Origin of the sequence: Actinomycetospora aeridis, from assembly GCF_037400275.1 — a bacterium.
Classification (GTDB): domain Bacteria; phylum Actinomycetota; class Actinomycetes; order Mycobacteriales; family Pseudonocardiaceae; genus Actinomycetospora; species Actinomycetospora aeridis.
In genome coordinates this window covers 373,467-389,361 of the sequence record NZ_JBBEGL010000002.1, presented here as the reverse complement: position 1 = coordinate 389,361, position 15,895 = coordinate 373,467, and the positions used below count along the sequence as shown (strand labels likewise).

17 protein-coding genes are annotated in these 15,895 nt (G+C 72.1%); 9 read left to right on the top strand and 8 right to left on the bottom strand.

Features of this window, described 5'->3' with window-relative positions; translation table 11 throughout:
- Positions 1 to 26 precede the first annotated feature (26 nt).
- On the top strand, positions 27 to 506 hold the full coding sequence (locus WCD41_RS07320; protein WP_337712745.1) for an SRPBCC family protein: 480 nt from the start codon (positions 27 to 29) through the stop codon (positions 504 to 506).
- Between the two features lies 1 nt (position 507).
- On the opposite strand, the gene WCD41_RS07315 is transcribed toward WCD41_RS07320, so the two are convergent.
- Positions 508 to 1,503: a LacI family DNA-binding transcriptional regulator gene (locus tag WCD41_RS07315; protein WP_337712744.1), complete on the bottom strand. Its 996-nt coding sequence runs from the start codon at positions 1,501 to 1,503 to the stop codon at positions 508 to 510.
- Positions 1,504 to 1,724: 221 nt separating this feature from the next.
- Here WCD41_RS07315 and WCD41_RS07310 point away from each other — a divergent pair, with 221 nt between their 5' ends.
- The 6 genes from WCD41_RS07310 (at position 1,725) to WCD41_RS07285 (ending at position 7,819) form a co-directional block, all read left to right on the top strand.
- The gene (locus tag WCD41_RS07310; RefSeq protein WP_337712743.1) at positions 1,725 to 3,101 is read left to right on the top strand and encodes an ABC transporter substrate-binding protein; all 1,377 of its coding nucleotides are present in this window, start codon (positions 1,725 to 1,727) and stop codon (positions 3,099 to 3,101) included.
- Positions 3,102 to 3,135: 34 nt separating this feature from the next.
- Positions 3,136 to 4,080 (top strand): carbohydrate ABC transporter permease, encoded by a 945-nt coding sequence (locus WCD41_RS07305; RefSeq protein ID WP_337712742.1) that lies wholly within the window; start codon positions 3,136 to 3,138, stop codon positions 4,078 to 4,080.
- Positions 4,080 to 4,961, top strand: coding sequence for a carbohydrate ABC transporter permease (locus WCD41_RS07300; protein ID WP_337712741.1), 882 nt, complete (start codon positions 4,080 to 4,082; stop codon positions 4,959 to 4,961). The genes WCD41_RS07305 and WCD41_RS07300 overlap by 1 nt, the downstream gene beginning before the upstream one ends.
- 53 nt (positions 4,962 to 5,014) lie before the next feature.
- Entirely contained in the window at positions 5,015 to 6,106 is a 1,092-nt protein-coding gene (locus WCD41_RS07295; protein ID WP_337712740.1) for an ABC transporter ATP-binding protein, read from the top strand.
- A gap of 21 nt (positions 6,107 to 6,127) precedes the next feature.
- Entirely contained in the window at positions 6,128 to 6,430 is a 303-nt protein-coding gene (locus WCD41_RS07290) for a Dabb family protein (protein ID WP_337712739.1), read from the top strand.
- Between the two features lie 225 nt (positions 6,431 to 6,655).
- On the top strand, positions 6,656 to 7,819 hold the full coding sequence (locus WCD41_RS07285; RefSeq protein ID WP_337712738.1) for a macrolide family glycosyltransferase: 1,164 nt from the start codon (positions 6,656 to 6,658) through the stop codon (positions 7,817 to 7,819).
- A gap of 51 nt (positions 7,820 to 7,870) precedes the next feature.
- Here WCD41_RS07285 and WCD41_RS07280 read toward each other — a convergent pair whose 3' ends face one another.
- From WCD41_RS07280 to WCD41_RS07265, 4 genes are all read right to left on the bottom strand, one after another.
- Complete coding sequence (locus WCD41_RS07280) at positions 7,871 to 8,254, bottom strand: VOC family protein (RefSeq protein ID WP_337712737.1); 384 nt, start codon at positions 8,252 to 8,254, stop codon at positions 7,871 to 7,873.
- Between the two features lie 155 nt (positions 8,255 to 8,409).
- On the bottom strand, positions 8,410 to 9,384 hold the full coding sequence (locus tag WCD41_RS07275) for an aldo/keto reductase (RefSeq protein WP_337712736.1): 975 nt from the start codon (positions 9,382 to 9,384) through the stop codon (positions 8,410 to 8,412).
- Between the two features lie 44 nt (positions 9,385 to 9,428).
- Complete coding sequence (locus WCD41_RS07270) at positions 9,429 to 9,857, bottom strand: CBS domain-containing protein (RefSeq protein WP_337712735.1); 429 nt, start codon at positions 9,855 to 9,857, stop codon at positions 9,429 to 9,431.
- A 74-nt stretch (positions 9,858 to 9,931) separates the two neighbouring features.
- Positions 9,932 to 11,035, bottom strand: coding sequence for an MFS transporter (locus WCD41_RS07265; RefSeq protein WP_337712733.1), 1,104 nt, complete (start codon positions 11,033 to 11,035; stop codon positions 9,932 to 9,934).
- A gap of 174 nt (positions 11,036 to 11,209) precedes the next feature.
- On the opposite strand from WCD41_RS07265, the gene WCD41_RS07260 reads away from it, so the two are divergent.
- Together WCD41_RS07260 and WCD41_RS07255 are read left to right on the top strand one after the other, a co-directional pair.
- Entirely contained in the window at positions 11,210 to 11,851 is a 642-nt protein-coding gene (locus tag WCD41_RS07260) for a class I SAM-dependent DNA methyltransferase (protein ID WP_337712732.1), read from the top strand.
- A gap of 16 nt (positions 11,852 to 11,867) precedes the next feature.
- On the top strand, positions 11,868 to 13,859 hold the full coding sequence (locus WCD41_RS07255; RefSeq protein WP_337712731.1) for an acetoacetate--CoA ligase: 1,992 nt from the start codon (positions 11,868 to 11,870) through the stop codon (positions 13,857 to 13,859).
- Here WCD41_RS07255 and WCD41_RS07250 read toward each other — a convergent pair.
- The 3 genes from WCD41_RS07250 to WCD41_RS07240 form a co-directional block, all read right to left on the bottom strand.
- Positions 13,795 to 14,292: a PAS domain-containing protein gene (locus WCD41_RS07250; protein ID WP_337712730.1), complete on the bottom strand. Its 498-nt coding sequence runs from the start codon at positions 14,290 to 14,292 to the stop codon at positions 13,795 to 13,797. The two genes, WCD41_RS07255 and WCD41_RS07250, sit on opposite strands and share 65 nt — an antisense overlap.
- A gap of 176 nt (positions 14,293 to 14,468) precedes the next feature.
- Positions 14,469 to 15,125: a CoA transferase subunit B gene (locus WCD41_RS07245; protein WP_337712729.1), complete on the bottom strand. Its 657-nt coding sequence runs from the start codon at positions 15,123 to 15,125 to the stop codon at positions 14,469 to 14,471.
- Positions 15,122 to 15,895 (bottom strand): CoA transferase subunit A, encoded by a 774-nt coding sequence (locus WCD41_RS07240; protein ID WP_337713337.1) that lies wholly within the window; start codon positions 15,893 to 15,895, stop codon positions 15,122 to 15,124. Before WCD41_RS07240 ends, WCD41_RS07245 begins: the two co-directional genes overlap by 4 nt.

The window sequence follows — 15,895 nt, the reverse complement described above, 5'->3', positions numbered from 1 at the left end:
TCTTCCACGAGCGACGGGAGACAGCGATGAGCACGGACACGACCACCGAGGCCGTGAGCGCGACGCGGCGCATCGAGGCGCCGCGGGAGTCGGTCTTCGCGGTGCTGGCCGATCCCGCGAGCCACGCCGCCATCGACGGCACGGGATGGGTGCGCGAGGCGCTCGACGCCCAGCCGATCACCGAGGTCGGGCAGATCTTCGGGATGGGCATGTTCCACAGCAACCACCCCGACGGCGACTACCGCATGCACAACCGCGTCGAGGTCCTCGAGCCGCCGCGCACGATCGCCTGGCAGCCGGGCCAGTACGGTCCCGACGGCGAGATCGGCTACGGCGGCTGGTCCTGGCGCTACGACCTCGTCGAGGACGGTCCCGGAGCCACGCAGGTGACGCTGCGCTACGACTGGTCGGCCGTCCCGCCCTTCCTCCGCGAGCACATCGCGTTCCCGCCGTTCGGCGAGGAGCACCTGCGCCGGTCGCTGGACAACCTCGCCGCCCTGGTCTGAGCTAACCGCCCGGCGAGCAGCCGCACGAGTCCCGGATCCGCAGCTCCGGCACGATCCGCCGGGTGGTCGGCGGGGCGTCGGGATCGGCGATCCGCGCGAGCAGCAGGTGCACGGCCGTGGTCGCGATCTCGCCGAACGGCTGGGCGACGACGGTGAGGCGCGGCGAGAACAGATCCGCCCACGGGAAGTCGTCGAAGGCGGCGACGGCGACGTCGCCCGGCACCGCGAGGCCCGCCTCGCGCAGGGCCTTGAGCATGCCGATGGCCATGCTGTTGTTGCCGGCGACGATCGCGGTCGGCGGGTCGTCCAGGGCGAGCAGCTGCCGGACCGCCGCCTCCGCCGTCGCGGTCGCCGACGAGCCGCTGACCTCGAGCTCGGGATCGACGCGCAGGCCGCGGGCGACCAGGGCGTCGCGGTGCCCGTCGCGGCGCTCGACGGTGGTGGCGAGCCCGTCCAGCCCGGTGATCAGCGCGATCCGGGTGTGTCCGTGGTCGGCGAGGTGGCCGGTCAGGGCGGCGGTGGCCTCCCGGTTCTCGGTGCCGACCTGGTCGCGCTCGGGGTCGATGAGCCGGTCGAGCAGCACCGTCGGCACCTCGTGGCGGTCGAGGTAGGCCAGGGCCGCGTCCGGGTGCGCCGACGGGGCGAGCACCATCCCGTCGACGCGGTGGTTGTGCAGGCGGGTCACGACGGTGAGCTCGTAGTCCGGGTCCTCGTGCGGGTCGACCAGCAACAGCGTGTAGCCGGCGGCGGCCGCCGCGGTCTCGGCGGCGCTGAGCAGTTCCCCGAAGTACGGGTTGGAGATCGCGGAGAGGACCAGGCCCATCGTCGTGGTGCGCGCGGTGGCGAGGGAACGGGCGACGGTGTTCGGCGTGTAGTGGGTGGCGGCGACGGCCGACAGCACCAGTTCGCGGGTGCGGGCCCGCACGGGCCGGGTGCCGTTGAGGACGTGCGAGACCGTGGCCGTGGAGACGCCGGCCATGCGTGCGACGTCCGCCATCGTGGCCATGCTCCGGCTCCCGTCTGTCGACGTGTCCTCGTTCGCGCGTGGTTCCCGGGGAGTTTGTACCCCGACCGCCGTGGTCGGCGCCTCCCTCCGAAATCGTCGGGCGCAAGCGCTTGCACGTCACGGAGTGCAGCTTTACGGTCACCCCACCGCACGTGGCCCACATCACGGTCCTCGGGCGAGGATCGGTCGGAGGCGGCGGAGCGGGAGGCGCGATGCGCGGGGCGGCGCGACGGGCACGGGGCCGGCTTCCGGCCGCACTCGGGGCGGTGGTGGCCACTCTCGGTCTCCTCGCCGGGTGCTCCGGCGCCGGGGCGCTCGGGGCCCAGGAGGGCGTGGAGACGGTCACCGTCGCCATCGTCTCCAACCCGCAGATGGAGGACGCCATCTCGATGGCGCCCGAGTTCGAGGCCGAGCACCCCGGCATCCGGCTGCGCTTCGTCTCGCTGTCGGAGAACGAGGCCCGCGCGAAGATCACCGCGTCGGTGGCCACCGGCGGCGGCGAGTTCGACATCGTCATGATCTCGAACTACGAGACGCCGCAGTGGGCACAGAACGGCTGGCTGACCGACCTCGAGCCCTACATGGCGGCGACGCCGGGCTACGACCGCGCCGACTTCATCCCGACGGTGCGCGACTCGCTCTCGTACGAGGGCCGGATGTACTCGGTGCCGTTCTACGGCGAGTCGTCGTTCCTCATGTATCGCCGGGACCTCTTCGAGCAGGCCGGCATCCAGATGCCGGCGCAGCCCACGTGGCAGCAGATCGCGGAGTACGCCGCGCGGCTCGACCAGGGCCCGGGCAACCAGCGCGGCATCTGCCTGCGCGGCAAGCCCGGCTGGGGCGAGGTCATGGCCCCGCTCGACACCGTCATCAACACCTTCGGCGGCCGCTGGTACGACCCGCAGTGGAACGCGCAGCTCACCTCGCCCGAGGTGCGGGGCGCCGTGCAGTTCTACGTCGACCTCGTGCGGACCCACGGCCAGCCGGGCGCGTCGCAGTCCGGGTTCTCCGAGTGCGCCACGCAGTTCGGCCAGGGCCAGGTCGCCATGTGGTACGACGCGACGTCGGCCGCCGGCACCGTCGAGGACCCCGCGGAGTCGACGGTCGCCGGCCGCATCGGCTACGCGCCGGCCCCGATCGTCGCGACACCGTCCTCGGGCTGGCTCTACACCTGGTCGCTCGGCATCCCCCAGACCTCGCCCCGCAAGGACGCGGCCTGGCAGTTCATGTCCTGGATGACGAGCCGGGAGTACATCCAGCGGGCCGGCAACAACCCCGACGTCGGCTGGACCTCCATCCCGCCCGGGTCGCGGCAGTCGACCTACCAGGTCCCGCAGTACCAGCAGGTGGCGAGCGCCTACGCGCCGCTGATCCTCGACGGCCTGCAGCGGGCGAACCCGCAGCAGCCGACCGTGCAGCCCGTGCCGTACCAGGGCGTGCAGTTCGTCCGCATCCCGGAGTTCCAGGACCTCGGGACCCGGGTGAGCCAGCAGGTCAGCGCGGCGATCGCCGGTCAGATCACCGTCGACGAGGCGCTCGAGCAGTCGCAGAACTACGCGGAGACGGTGGGGGAGAGCTACCAGCGATGAGCGACACGAAGCGAAGCGAGAGCTGGAGCCGGCCATGACAGCAACCCTGGAAGAACGCCCCGCCGCGCGGGAGAACGCGGGCGGCACGCCGGCCATCGACAGGGCGGAGGGGTGGCGCCGGCGCGGGCCCCTGCTCCCCGCGCTGATCTTCACGATCATCGTCACCCAGATCCCGTTCATCCTGACGCTCTACTACTCGCTGCAGTCGTGGAACCTGGTCCGGCCGGGATCGCAGGAGTTCGTCTGGTTCTCGAACTACCTCGACGTCTTCACCGACAGCCAGTTCCGCACGGTCGCGCTCAACACCGTGGTCATGACGCTCGGCTCGGTGCTCATCGCGGTGGTGCTCGGCCTCCTGCTGGCGCTACTGCTCAACCGCCAGTTCGTCGGCCGCGGCGTCGTGCGCACGCTGCTCATCACGCCGTTCCTCATCACGCCGGTGGCCGCGGCGCTGCTGTGGAAGACGGTGCTGCTCGACCCGACCCTGGGCCTGATCAACTTCGTGCTGACGCCGTTCGGGGGGTCGGGCACCGAGTGGATCAGCAACTACCCGCTGGCCTCGGTGATGGCCGCGCTGATCTGGCAGTGGACGCCGTTCATGATGCTGCTGCTGCTCGCGGGCCTGCAGAGCATGCCGACCGACCAGCTGGAGGCGGCGCGGGTCGACGGCGCCAGCGCCTTCTCGACGTTCCGGGAGCTGACGCTGCCGCACCTGCGGAGGTTCATCGAGCTCGGCGTCGTGCTCGGCACGATCTACCTGGTCAACATCTTCGACCAGGTCTACATGATGACCCAGGGCGGACCGGGCGTGGCCAGCGCGAACCTGCCGTTCTACATCTACCAGCGCGCGTTCCTGGGCTTCGACATCGGCCAGTCGGCGGCGATGGGCGTGGTCGTGGTGATCCTGACCCTCATCGCGGCGAACTTCGCGCTGCGCCTGATCTTCCGGTCGTTCAGCGGTGAGCAGGAGGCAGCCTGATGGCCGTCACGACGAGCACGCCACCGGACACCCAGGCACCCGCGGCACCGCCCGAGCCCCGCCGCCGGAAGCGCAGCGCCGCCAACGTGTGGCTGGGTGTCGTCGCCTGGGTGGTGGGGATCGCGTTCTTCTTCCCGGTGTTCTGGATGGTGCTGACCTCCTTCAAGACGGAGGCCGACGCCTACACCACCACCCCTAAGATCATCTTCGAGCCGACGCTGGAGCAGTACGAGGGCGTCTTCTCGTCGGGCGTCGGGCCGTACCTGGTGAACTCGGTCATCGCGACGGTGTTCTCGACGCTGCTCGTGCTGCTGCTGGGGATCCCGGCGGCGTTCGCGGTGTCGCTGCGCCCGGTGAAGAAGACCCAGGACGTCCTGTTCTTCTTCATCTCGACCAAGATGCTGCCGGTCGTCGCGGTGATCGTGCCGATCTACGTCGTGGTCAACCAGATCGGCATGCTCGACAACATCTGGACCCTGGTCGTCCTCTACACGGGGATGAACCTGCCGATCGCGGTGTGGATGATGCGGTCGTTCTTCCTGGAGGTGCCGGGCGAGCTGCTCGAGCAGGCGAGCATCGACGGCGCCCCGCTGTGGCGCACGCTGCGCGAGATCGTGCTGCCGATCATCTCCCCGGGCATCTTCGCCACGGCGCTGATCTGCGTGATCTTCGCGTGGAACGAGTTCTTCTTCGCGGTCAACCTGACCGCGGCCAACGCCGGCACCGTGCCGGTCTTCCTGGTCGGGTTCATCACCTCGGAGGGCCTGTACTGGGCCCAGCTCTCCGCGGCGGCCACGATGGCCGCGCTGCCGGTGGTCATCGCCGGCTGGGTGGCGCAGAACAAGCTGGTGCAGGGCCTGTCGTTCGGTGCGGTCAAGTAGGCCCGGGACACGCAGCGAAGCGGAGCTGGACCTCAAACAAGGGGAGCAGAACAGTGGCCGAAGTGGTGTTCGACCAGGCCTCGCGCATCTACACCCCGGGCGCGAAGCCGGCCGTCGACAGCCTGGACCTGACGATCGCCGACGGCGACCTCGTCGTGCTCGTCGGGCCCTCGGGCTCGGGGAAGTCGACGGCGCTGCGGATGCTGGCCGGCCTCGAGCCGATCGACGCCGGCTCGGTGCGCATCGACGGGCGCGACGTCGTTGACGTGCCGTCGAAGGACCGCGACATCGCGATGGTGTTCCAGAACTACGCGCTCTACCCGTCGAAGACGGTCGCGGAGAACATGGCCTTCCCGCTGAAGATGCGCGGGATGGACAAGGAGGAGCGCGCCCAGCGGGTCCGCCAGGCCGCCGACATGCTCGGGCTCACCGAGTACCTCGACCGCAAGCCCAAGGCGCTCTCCGGCGGTCAGCGCCAGCGGGTCGCGATGGGCCGGGCGATCGTGCGCGAGCCCCAGGTGTTCCTCATGGACGAGCCGCTGTCGAACCTCGACGCGAAGATGCGCGTGCAGACCCGCGCGCAGATCGCGGAGATGCAGAACCGGCTCGAGGTGTCGACCGTCTACGTGACCCACGACCAGGTCGAGGCCATGACGATGGGCGACAAGGTCGCCGTGCTCGCCAACGGCCAGCTGCAGCAGTACGCGACGCCGCCGGAGCTCTACGACCGGCCGACCAACGCCTTCGTCGCCGGGTTCATCGGCTCGCCGGCGATGAACCTGCTCGACCTCCCGCGCTCGTCCAGCGGCGTCACACTCGGGGGCGTGGAGATCCCGCTGCCGCGGGAGATCGCGGACGCGGCCGGCTCGCGCGACAAGCTCACCATCGGCATCCGGCCCGAGGACTGGGTGCTCGAGAGCACCGACGCCGACGCCGGCACGGTGATCAAGGCGGTCGTCGACGTCGTCGAGGAGCTGGGCAGCGAGTCCTACCTCTACGCCCACCTCGCCGACGACACCTCGACCACGCTGGTCGTGCGCGGCCCGGGCCGGGTGCAGGTGCGCTTCGGCGACCCGATCGCGGTGCGCCCGAACTCCGACGCCCTGCACGTCTTCGACCCCGAGACGGGCAACCGGCTGCCCTGAGGCACGCGCGATGATCGGGACATGATCCGCAACGTGGTGGTGGGCCGTGTCCGCGAGGGCGTGCCGGCCGAGCAGGTGGAGGCCGCGATCCAGGCGCTGCGCGACCTGACGGTCGAGGGCGTCGAGTTCCGGCTCGTCGGGGGCCAGGACCGGGGTCTGCGCGAGGGCAACGCGCACTTCGCGCTGACCGCGGACTTCGTGTCCGAGGAGGCGTACCGGATCTACGATGCCGATCCGGAGCACAACCGCATCCGCCGCGAGCTCTTCGCCCCGATCGCCGCGTCGATCGACCGCATCCAGTTCGCCCTCCCGGACGGCGGCTGAACGTCGTACCGAGGTGTCAGCGGAGTGGCTCCGCAGACGATGAGTGTCCGTATCGCCACGCGCTCGCCCGGGAAATGGTTCGCCCGGGCTGCTCCGCGCGGGCTAGCGTCCGGACCATGATCCAGCAGCTCTACGGCTGACGAGCGCCCCTCTCGCGATCACCGCCGGCCCGGTGCCGTCGGTGATCACCGCTGCCCTCGTCCACCCCCGCTCCTGGAGTCCTCGATGGCCCACGTCCTCATGGTCGGCGTCGCCGCCCACGGCCACACCCACCCGCACCTGCCCGTGATCACCGCGCTCGTCGAGCGCGGCCACCGGGTCACCTACGCGATCCCGGCGACGTTCGCCGAGATGGTCGCGGCGACGGGCGCGACGCCGCTCGTCCACACCTCCGTCCTGCCCGACCAGAGCCGCGGCGAGCAGTGGCCGACCGACCCCGTCGACGGCACCGCGCTCTTCCTCGACGAGGCGATGCTGTCGCTGCCGCAGATCGAGGAGGCGCTGGGTGACGACGTCCCGGACGTCGCCCTGTACGACATCGGCGGCTACCCCGCGATCGTCCTGGCGCGGCGGTTCGGCATCCCGGCCGTGCAGCTCTCGCCGGCCATGGTCGCCTGGGACGGCTACGAGGAGGACCTCGTCGAGGCCCTGGCGTTCCGCACGGAGCCCGGGTACCAGGCCTACCTCGCGCGGTTCGCCGCGTGGCTGGCGGAGTTCGGGATCCACGAGGATCCGGAGCAGGTCGTCGGCCGTCCGCGGCGTTCGATCGTCGAGATCCCACGCGCGTTGCAGCCGTTCGCGGACAAGGTCGACCCGGACATCTACACGTTCGTCGGACCGGACCTCGACCGCCGGGCGGCGCAGGAGCAGTGGCCCGCGTCGGAGCGCCCGCTCGTCCTGGTGTCGTTCGGGTCGGCCTACCACGAGCACCCGGACCTGTTCCGCGCCTGCGCGGAGGCCTTCGCCCCGCTGGGCTGGGAGGTCGTGCTGGCGATCGGACCGCACGTCGACCTCGCGGACCTGGGCGAGCTGCCAGAGCACGTCACGGCGCACCGGTGGGTGCCGCAGCTGGGCGTGCTCGGCCGCGCGAGCGCGTTCGTCACCCACGCCGGGATGGGCGGGTGCGCCGAGGGGCTCTACCAGGGCGTGCCGATGATCGCGATCCCGCAGGCGGTCGACCAGTTCGGCAACGCCGGTCTGCTCGAGGAGATCGGCGTCGCGCGCACGATCGCCACCGAGGACGCGACGCCGGAGACGCTGCGGGAGGCCCTGCTCGCCCTGACGTCGTCGGACGACGTCGCCGCGCGGCTGGCGGAGCAGCGCGACGCGATCCGGCGTGCAGGCGGGGCGCGGGTGGCCGCCGATGTCGTGGAGGCCGAGCTGGCGTAGGCGTCGTCAGCGGAGTGGCTCCGCGGACGATGAGTGCCCGCGGAGCCGCTCTCACACCTGGACCACCGCGACGATGTTGCCGTCGGGGTCGCGGAACATGAACAGCGTCGGGGCGCCGGGCTCGTCCGACACGTCGTCGACGTCGACGCCGGCCTCCCGCAGGCGGGCGTGCTCGGCGCGCACGTCCGGGGTCTCGACGCCGATGCCGCCCCCGCCGGGCTGCCCGCCCATGGGCGGGTTGAGCGCGAGCCGCGCGGTCGAGCCCGGCGGCGCGACCTCGACCCAACGCGCGCCGCCGTCCTCACCGAACCGGGTGTCGCCGCGCAGCTCCCATCCGAGCTTGTCGGTGTAGAACGCGATGGCGGCGTCCTGGTCGGCGACGGTGAACATGGCGACGCCGAGGTTGGTGACGGTGGTGGCGGTGGGCGCGGTCATCGGGTGCTCCTTCGTCGGGACCCGACGTACGGTAGGGCGACTCCGCGGTCCTGAACAAGGACTACGTCGAGTGCTCGACCCGCCCCGGACCGTTCATGATCGGAGTGGCTCCACGGACACTCATCGTCCGCGGAGCCACTCCGCTGACACGGGGGTCAGGCGATGCCCTCCGGGGCCGCGCCGCCGATCTGGACGCCGTCGGCGGTGATCTTCTCGATCTCGGCGAGGTCGTCCGCCGACAGCGTCACGTCCACCGCGGCCAGCGAGCGCTCGATGTTGCGCTCCGAGCGCGCGCCGACGATGGCGACGTCGATGCCGTCCTGGGCGAGCACCCACGCGATGGCGAGCTGCGAGACCTCGACGCCCTTGTCGGCGGCGAAGGACTTCAGGCGCTCGACGACCTCGAGGTTCTGCCGGAACTTCTCGCCGGTGAACGCCGAGGACTGCGAGCGCCAGTCGTCGTCCTCGAAGGTCGAGTCGGTGGTCAGGGTGCCGGTGAGCAGCCCGGAGCCGAGCGGGCTGTAGACCAGCGTGCCGATGTCGTGGGACCGGACGTAGGGCAGGACGTCGTCCTCGATCCCGCGGCGGAAGAGGTGGTATGGCGGCTGCAGCGTCTCGACGGAGCGTCGGCGGTCGAACGCGGCCATCTGGTCGGCGTCGTAGTTCGACACCCCGACGTGGCGGATCTTGCCCTCGTCGACGAGCTCCTGGAGGTACCCGGCGGTGTCCTCGAACGGCGTGTCCGTGTCCGGCCAGTGCACCTGGTAGAGGTCGATGTGGTCGATCTTCATGGCCTTCAGCGACGACTCCACCCCGGAACGCAGCCACTCGCGGCCCGAGTCGCGGGGCTTGTCGCCGCCCGGGTTGATGCCGCCCTTGGTGGCGATCACGACGGAGTCGCGGTCGCGGTCGAGCTCGCCGCGCAGCGCGTTCGCGAGGACCTCCTCGGCCTCACCGAACCCGTAGGCCTGCGCGGTGTCGAAGAAGTTCACCCCGCGGTCGAGCGCCGACCGGATCGCACGCTGCGCCTGGTCGACGTCGTAGGAGCCCCACTCGCCCGAGACCTGCCAGGTCCCGAAGGCGATGCGCGACACCTGCAGTTCGGTCTTGCCCAGCCTCGTGGTCTCCATGCCGGTCGCGTACCCGGGGCCGCGGGCGCCGGAACGCGGCGCGGTCAGCCCGAGATGTAGGCCTCGAGCTGGTCGCGGTGCTCCTCGAGCTGGTCGATCCGGCTCTTGACGACGTCGCCGATGCTGACGATGCCCGCGAGCCGCTCGTCGTCGTCGACGACCGGGATGTGCCGGATGCGGCGTTCGGTCATGGTCCGGCTCAGGGTCTGGAGCTCGTCGCCCCCGCGGCAGGTGGCCACGACCGTCGTCATGATCTCCGAGATCGGGGCGGCGAGCAGGTCGGCCCCGCGGGAGTGGAGGTGGCGCACCACGTCACGCTCGGAGACGATCCCGGCGATCCGCTCGTCGGCAACGACGACGGCGGCGCCGACGTTGCGTTCGGCGAGCACCGCGAGCAGGTCCGAGATCGGGGCGTCGGGCCGGACGGTGAGCACCGCCGTCCCCTTCCGTGCGAGCAGGTCCGCGATGCGCATGGCCGGGCCCTTCGTCGGGTTCGGGACGTGACGAATATGACAGGCACGGTGCGGGTTCGACCAGACCCGGACGGTCACTGCCGCCCCACCAGTACCGCGGTCACCAGAAGGGGGACGGTCAGCGCGGCGAACAGCGTCGGGAGCGCGAACCACACCGAGCCCGTCCCGACGGCGGCGAGCACCCCGAGCGCGACGGCCTCCGAGCCGAGCCCGGCCATCGAGGTGACGGTGGCCCGCGCGTCGCCCGCCACGGCGTCCTGCACGCGGGTCTCGACGACGACCAGCAGCATCTGCAGCACACCCCACCCCGCGCCGACGAGCACGAAGCCTGGCCCGAGCGGCAGCAGCGCCCCGACCCCCACCGCGATCCCCGCGGCGCCCAGCAGCCCGCCGAGCACCGGCCCGCGGGCCCGCGCCACCCGGCCGGCGAGCGCCGCACAGACCGACTCGGCGACGCCGACCCCCGCGAGCACCAGGGCCGCCACCGCCGGCGTCGCCCCGTGCGCGGCGGCGAGCAGGGGCAGGTACTCGTCGAGCGCCATGAGGCCGGTGAGCAGGGCGGTGGTCACCACCGCACGGCGCAGGACGGCGGTCCGCGAGACCTCGCCGACCCCCTCGCGCAGCGTCGCCCACCAGTCGGCCAGGGCGCCCGACGTCGCGGCGCGCAGGCCCCGGCCGCGCGGTTCCTCGGGCAGCGTGAGAGCGAGGGCGGCACTCGCCAGCGACGCGCCCGCCCCGACCAGGCCCGGGAGCACGTAGCCGCCGACGGTCACGAGCGGCGCGGCGAGCGCGGTGGCGCCGAGCGTGGCGGCGAGGTAGCCCGCGCGGGCGCGGCCCATCAGCGTCGCGTACCGCTCGGTGGCCTCCCACCGGGCGAGCGCGTCGTAGGTCAGGGCCTCGAGCGTCCCGGACGACAGCGCGGTGCCGACCCCCCACAGCACGAACCCGAGCGCGAACACCGCCGTGCTGGGGACGAGCACCCACAGCGCGAAGGCGGCGGCCGAGAGCACGGCCGCGGCCGCGAGCATCCGGCGTCGCGAGCTCACGTCGGCCCAGGCGCCGGAGGGCACCTCGAGGACGAGCGTGGTCACCGACCACAGCGCGAACAGCGCCGAGATCGCCGCGTCGGACAGGCCGTGGTCGGCGAAGAGCAGCGCGTAGAGCGGGTAGAGCGGCACGAACTGGCCGAGCGCCTCGACGGCGACGACCCGGGCGCCGAACCCGCGGGGGACCCGCGACCTGCGCGGGGCCCGGTGTCAGCGTCGGCGGAAGAGGTTCTGCACGTGCTCAGCCTATGTGAGCGAACTTCGGGGGTATAGCACCGAAGTTCGCTCACATACGACACTCGGACCATGACCGAGCCCACCACCCCGTCCGGCGACAACACCTACGTCGAGCGGGCGTACCGCCTCGGCGGCCCGGACGACGCCCGCGCCCTCTACGACGAGTGGGCGAAGCACTACGACGCCGACCTCGCCGACGCGAGCCAGGGCTACGTCGCCCCGGCGCTGGCCGCCGAGACCCTCGTGCGCGTCGCCGGTCCCGACGTCACCGTCCTCGACGCCGGCTGCGGCACGGGTCTCGTCGGCGCCGCGCTCGCCGAGCGAGGGGTCCGCGTCATCGACGGCATGGACGTCTCGGAAGGCATGCTCGAGCAGGCCCGCGCCACCGGCGCCTACCGCTCGCTGCAGCCGGTCGACCTCACCCGCGCGCTGCCGACGGCGGCCGACGAGTACGACGCGGTGGTCTGCGTCGGCACGCTCACCCACGGTCACGTCGGCCCGGCGGTGCTCGCCGAGTTCGTGCGCGTCACCCGCCCCGAGGGCTGGGTCGTGGCGACCATCCTCGACGACATCTGGGAGTCCGGCGGCTATCGCGCCGAGGTCGACCGACTGGTCGGCCAGGGCGTGACGGAGCTCGTCTCGGCGGAGACCGCGCCCTACCGCAGCGGGGTCGGCGTCGAGGCGCGGATGCTGGTGCTCACCGTCCGCTGAGGGATAGAACGGGGGCATGAGCGACGACGCACCCGAGATCCTCTGGCGACCCGACGAGACCACGGTGCGGGACGCGCGGATCACGGCGTTCGCCGAGCGGGTCGCCTCCGAGCACGGCGTGACGGTCGACACGTACGACCAGCTCTGGGAGTGGTCGACGTCCGACCTGCCGGCCTTCTGGGGCACGGTCGTGGAGTTCCTCGGCGTGCGTTTCCACGACGCCCCGCGTGAGGTGCTGGGCGCCGAGACGATGCCGGGCGCGGAGTGGTTCCCGGGCGCGACGATCAACTACGCCGAGCACGCGCTGTGGCCGGCCGAGGGTGGCGCGGACGGCGACACGGCGATCGTCGCGGTGCGTGAGGACGGGCGCCGGGTCGCGCGCACCTACGGCGAGCTGCGGGCCGACGTCGCCCGCGCGCGGGCCGGGCTGGTGGCGCTCGGGGTGGGCCGGGGCGACCGGGTCGTCGCGCTGTCCCCGAACTGCGTCGAGACGCTCGTCGCGTTCCTCGCCGCCGCCTCGCTGGGCGCGACGTGGTCGTCGTGCTCGCCGGACTTCGGGCCGCGCGCCGTCGTCGACCGGTTCGCGCAGATCGAGCCGTCGGTCCTCGTCGTCGTCGACGGCTACCTCTACAACGGCAAGTCCTACGACATCCGCGCCACGGTGGCCGAGCTGCGCGGCCAGCTGCCGACGCTGCGCGCCACCGTCGGGATCGACTACCTCGTCGACGGCGCCTGGGCCGACCGGGTCGATGACGGGGACGACGTCGTCGGCTGGGCGGAGTTCACGCAGGACGGCGACGCCCCGCTCGCCGTCGACCCGGTGCCCTTCGAGCACCCGCTGTGGATCCTCTACTCCTCGGGCACCACCGGGCTGCCGAAGGGGATCGTGCACTCGCACGGCGGCATCGTCGTCGAGCACCTCAAGTCCCTCGCCCTCCAGCACGACCTCGGTCCCGGCGACCGGTTCACGTGGTTCACCACCACGGGCTGGATGATGTGGAACCTGCTCATCTCGGGGCTCCTGGTGGGGTCGACGGTCGTCGCCTACGACGGCAGCCCGGGCCACCCCGACCTCGACGTGCTGTGGAAGATGGCCGCCGACGAGGGCGTCACCGTGTTCGGGACGTCGGCGTCGTTCGTGCAGTCGTGCCTCAAGGCCGGGCTGCGACCGAAGGACGCCTTCGACCTCTCGGCGATCCGCGCGGTCGGGTCCACCGGCTCGCCGCTCTCGCCCGAGGGCTTCGACTGGATCCGCGACGCCGTCGGTGACGGGGTGCAGATCGCCTCGGTCTCCGGCGGCACCGACACCTGCGCCGCGTTCGTCGGCGTCGCACCGACCGTGCCCGTGTGGCGCGGCGAGATCTCCTGCCGCGCGCTCGGGTGCGCCGTCGAGGCGTTCGACCCGCAGGGCAACGCGGTGGTCGACGAGGTCGGCGAGCTCGTCATCACCCGGCCGATGCCGTCGATGCCGGTGATGCTGTGGAACGACCCCGACGGCAGCCGCATGACCGAGTCGTACTTCGAGGACTTCCCCGGCATCTGGCGTCACGGTGACTGGCTCCGGATCACCCCGCGCGGCTCGTGCGTCATCCGCGGCCGCAGCGACTCGACGCTCAACCGCGGCGGCGTGCGGATGGGCACCGCCGAGTTCTACGAGGTCGTCGAGTCGTTCGACGAGGTGCTCGACTCGCTCGTCATCGACACCTCGGGGCTGGAGGGCGCCCGGGACGGCGGGGAGCTGCTGTGCTTCCTCGTGCTCGCCGAGGGCGTGGGCTTCGACGACGTCGAGCCGCAGCTCAAGAAGGCCCTGCGCACCCAGCTCTCACCGCGTCACGTGCCCGACCGGTTCCTGCTCGTCGCCGACATCCCGCGCACGCTGAACGGGAAGAAGTCCGAGGTGCCGGTCAAGCGCATCCTCGCCGGCACCGCGCCGGAGAAGGCCGTCAGCAAGGACGCGCTGCGCAACCCCGAGGCCCTCGAGGACGTGGTGACGCGGGCCCAGGAGTAGGCGAGAGCGTCACGGTCGCGCCGAGCACGCGGCCGCGGTCGTCGCGCCGGGAGGACACCAGGACGTCGAAGAAGCGCGGGCGCGACGGCGCGTGGCAGGGCACCTCGACGCGCGCCGGGGCGGGGAGGTCCCCGCCGAGCGCCGTCCGGATCGCCGCGGCCACCGTCGCGCTGTGACCGTCGGTGGCTGCCGCCTCGTCGCACAGGGCCAGGTAGGACCGGCCGGCGCCGGCGCGGGCGGGATCGCCGCCGTTGGCGGTGCAGAAGTCCCGCCAGGCGTCGTCGACCCAGACGATGACGCCGTCGGTGTCCAGCAGCGCCGTCTCGACGGCCCCGCCGACGACCTCCGGCGCGGAACGGGCGGGCCGGAGGCCGTCGAGCACCATGCGGGCGGCCCGCCCGGGGATCACTGTCAGGTCGCGGTTCGTGATCATGGGTGGTCGACCGGCGGGGATCGGTGGTGGTGGGGTCCCGCCGGAAGGGGGCCCAATATGCGCGTGACCCTGGTGGACGACAAGCAGACGCCGCGAGGTGTGCGTTGTGCGAGCGTCGGGTTCGGCCGGCGTCCAGATCAGGCGTCCAGATCCGGTGTCCAGGTCAGGTGTCCAGGTCAGGCGGCGATCTCGGTCAGGTCGTCGGCGTCGGCCAGCGGCGCGCCGGTCTGCTCGCGGACCTCCTCGGCGGTGACGCCCGGCGCGAGCTCGCGCAGGACGAAGCCGCTCGGGGTCACGTCGACGACGGCGAGGTCGGTGATGACGCGGGAGACGACGCCGCGCCCGGTCAGGGGCAGCGAGCACGACTCGACGAGCTTGGCCGCGCCCTTCTTGGTCACGTGCTCCATGACGACCAGCACCCGGCGGGCGCCGTGCACGAGGTCCATCGCGCCGCCCATGCCCTTGACCATCGCGCCCGGCACCGCCCAGTTCGCGATGTCGCCGGTGACCGCGACCTGCATGGCGCCCAGCACGGCCGTGTCGACCTTGCCGCCGCGGATCATCCCGAACGACAGCGCGGAGTCGAAGAACGAGGCGCCCTCGCGGACGGTCACGGTCTCCTTGCCGGCGTTGATGAGGTCCGGGTCGACCTCGTCCTCGGTCGGGTAGGGGCCGACGCCGAGCAGCCCGTTCTCCGAGTGCAGCAGCACGTCGACGCCGTCGGGCAGGTGGTTCGGGATCAGCGTCGGGAGCCCGATGCCGAGGTTGACGTAGGAGCCGTTCGTGAGCTCGCGCGCGGCGCGGGCGGCCATCTGCTCGCGGGTGAGGCTCACGGGGTCTCCCTGACGGTGCGCTTCTCGATGTGCTTGTTCTGCACCTGCTCGGCGGTCAGCTCGACCACGCGGTGGACGAAGATGCCGGGCACGTGGACGTCGTCGGGGTCGATCTCGCCGGGCTCGACGAGCTCCTCGACCTCGGCGATCGTGGTGCGCCCGGCCATCGCCGCGAGCGGGTTGAAGTTGCGCGCCGAGCGGTGGAAGACGAGGTTGCCGTGCCGGTCGCCCTTGGCCGCGCGCACGAGCCCGAAGTCGCAGACCAGGGAGAGCTCGAGGACGAACGGGACCCGTTGGCCGTCCACGTCGAACTCGCGGACCTCCTTGGGTGGCGAGGTGATCGCGACCGAGCCGTCGGGGGCGTAGCGCCACGGCATCTCGCCGTCGGCGACCCAGGTACCGACGCCGGCGGGGGTGTAGAAGGCGGGGATGCCCGAGCCGGCCGCGCGCATCCGTTCGGCGAGGGTGCCCTGCGGGGTCAGCTCGACCTCGAGCTCGCCGGCCAGGTACTGGCGCCCGAACTCCTTGTTCTCGCCGATGTAGGAGGCGACGACGCGGGCGATACGGTGCTGCTCGAGCAGGATGCCCAGGCCCCAGCCGTCGGTGCCGCAGTTGTTCGACGCGACGTGCAGGTCGGTCGCGGTGCCGCGGGAGAGGGCGTCGATGAGCACGATCGGGACGCCGGACAGGCCGAACCCGCCGACCGCGAGCGAGGCCCCGTCGGTGATGTCGGCGACGGCCTCGTCGGCCGAGGCGACGGTCTTGTCGAT

Excerpts from the sequence above, each read along its gene's own strand:
- WCD41_RS07320 (WP_337712745.1), top strand. The coding sequence starts at position 27 with ATGAGCACGGACACGACCACCGAGGCCGTGAGCGCGACGCGGCGCATC.
- WCD41_RS07315 (WP_337712744.1), bottom strand. The coding sequence starts at position 1,503 with ATGGCGGACGTCGCACGCATGGCCGGCGTCTCCACGGCCACGGTCTCG.
- WCD41_RS07310 (WP_337712743.1), top strand. The coding sequence starts at position 1,725 with ATGCGCGGGGCGGCGCGACGGGCACGGGGCCGGCTTCCGGCCGCACTC.
- WCD41_RS07305 (WP_337712742.1), top strand. The coding sequence starts at position 3,136 with ATGACAGCAACCCTGGAAGAACGCCCCGCCGCGCGGGAGAACGCGGGC.
- WCD41_RS07300 (WP_337712741.1), top strand. The coding sequence starts at position 4,080 with ATGGCCGTCACGACGAGCACGCCACCGGACACCCAGGCACCCGCGGCA.
- WCD41_RS07290 (WP_337712739.1), top strand. The coding sequence starts at position 6,128 with ATGATCCGCAACGTGGTGGTGGGCCGTGTCCGCGAGGGCGTGCCGGCC.
- WCD41_RS07285 (WP_337712738.1), top strand. The coding sequence starts at position 6,656 with ATGGCCCACGTCCTCATGGTCGGCGTCGCCGCCCACGGCCACACCCAC.
- WCD41_RS07280 (WP_337712737.1), bottom strand. The coding sequence starts at position 8,254 with ATGACCGCGCCCACCGCCACCACCGTCACCAACCTCGGCGTCGCCATG.
- WCD41_RS07275 (WP_337712736.1), bottom strand. The coding sequence starts at position 9,384 with ATGGAGACCACGAGGCTGGGCAAGACCGAACTGCAGGTGTCGCGCATC.
- WCD41_RS07270 (WP_337712735.1), bottom strand. The coding sequence starts at position 9,857 with ATGCGCATCGCGGACCTGCTCGCACGGAAGGGGACGGCGGTGCTCACC.
- WCD41_RS07260 (WP_337712732.1), top strand. The coding sequence starts at position 11,210 with ATGACCGAGCCCACCACCCCGTCCGGCGACAACACCTACGTCGAGCGG.
- WCD41_RS07255 (WP_337712731.1), top strand. The coding sequence starts at position 11,868 with ATGAGCGACGACGCACCCGAGATCCTCTGGCGACCCGACGAGACCACG.
- WCD41_RS07250 (WP_337712730.1), bottom strand. The coding sequence starts at position 14,292 with ATGATCACGAACCGCGACCTGACAGTGATCCCCGGGCGGGCCGCCCGC.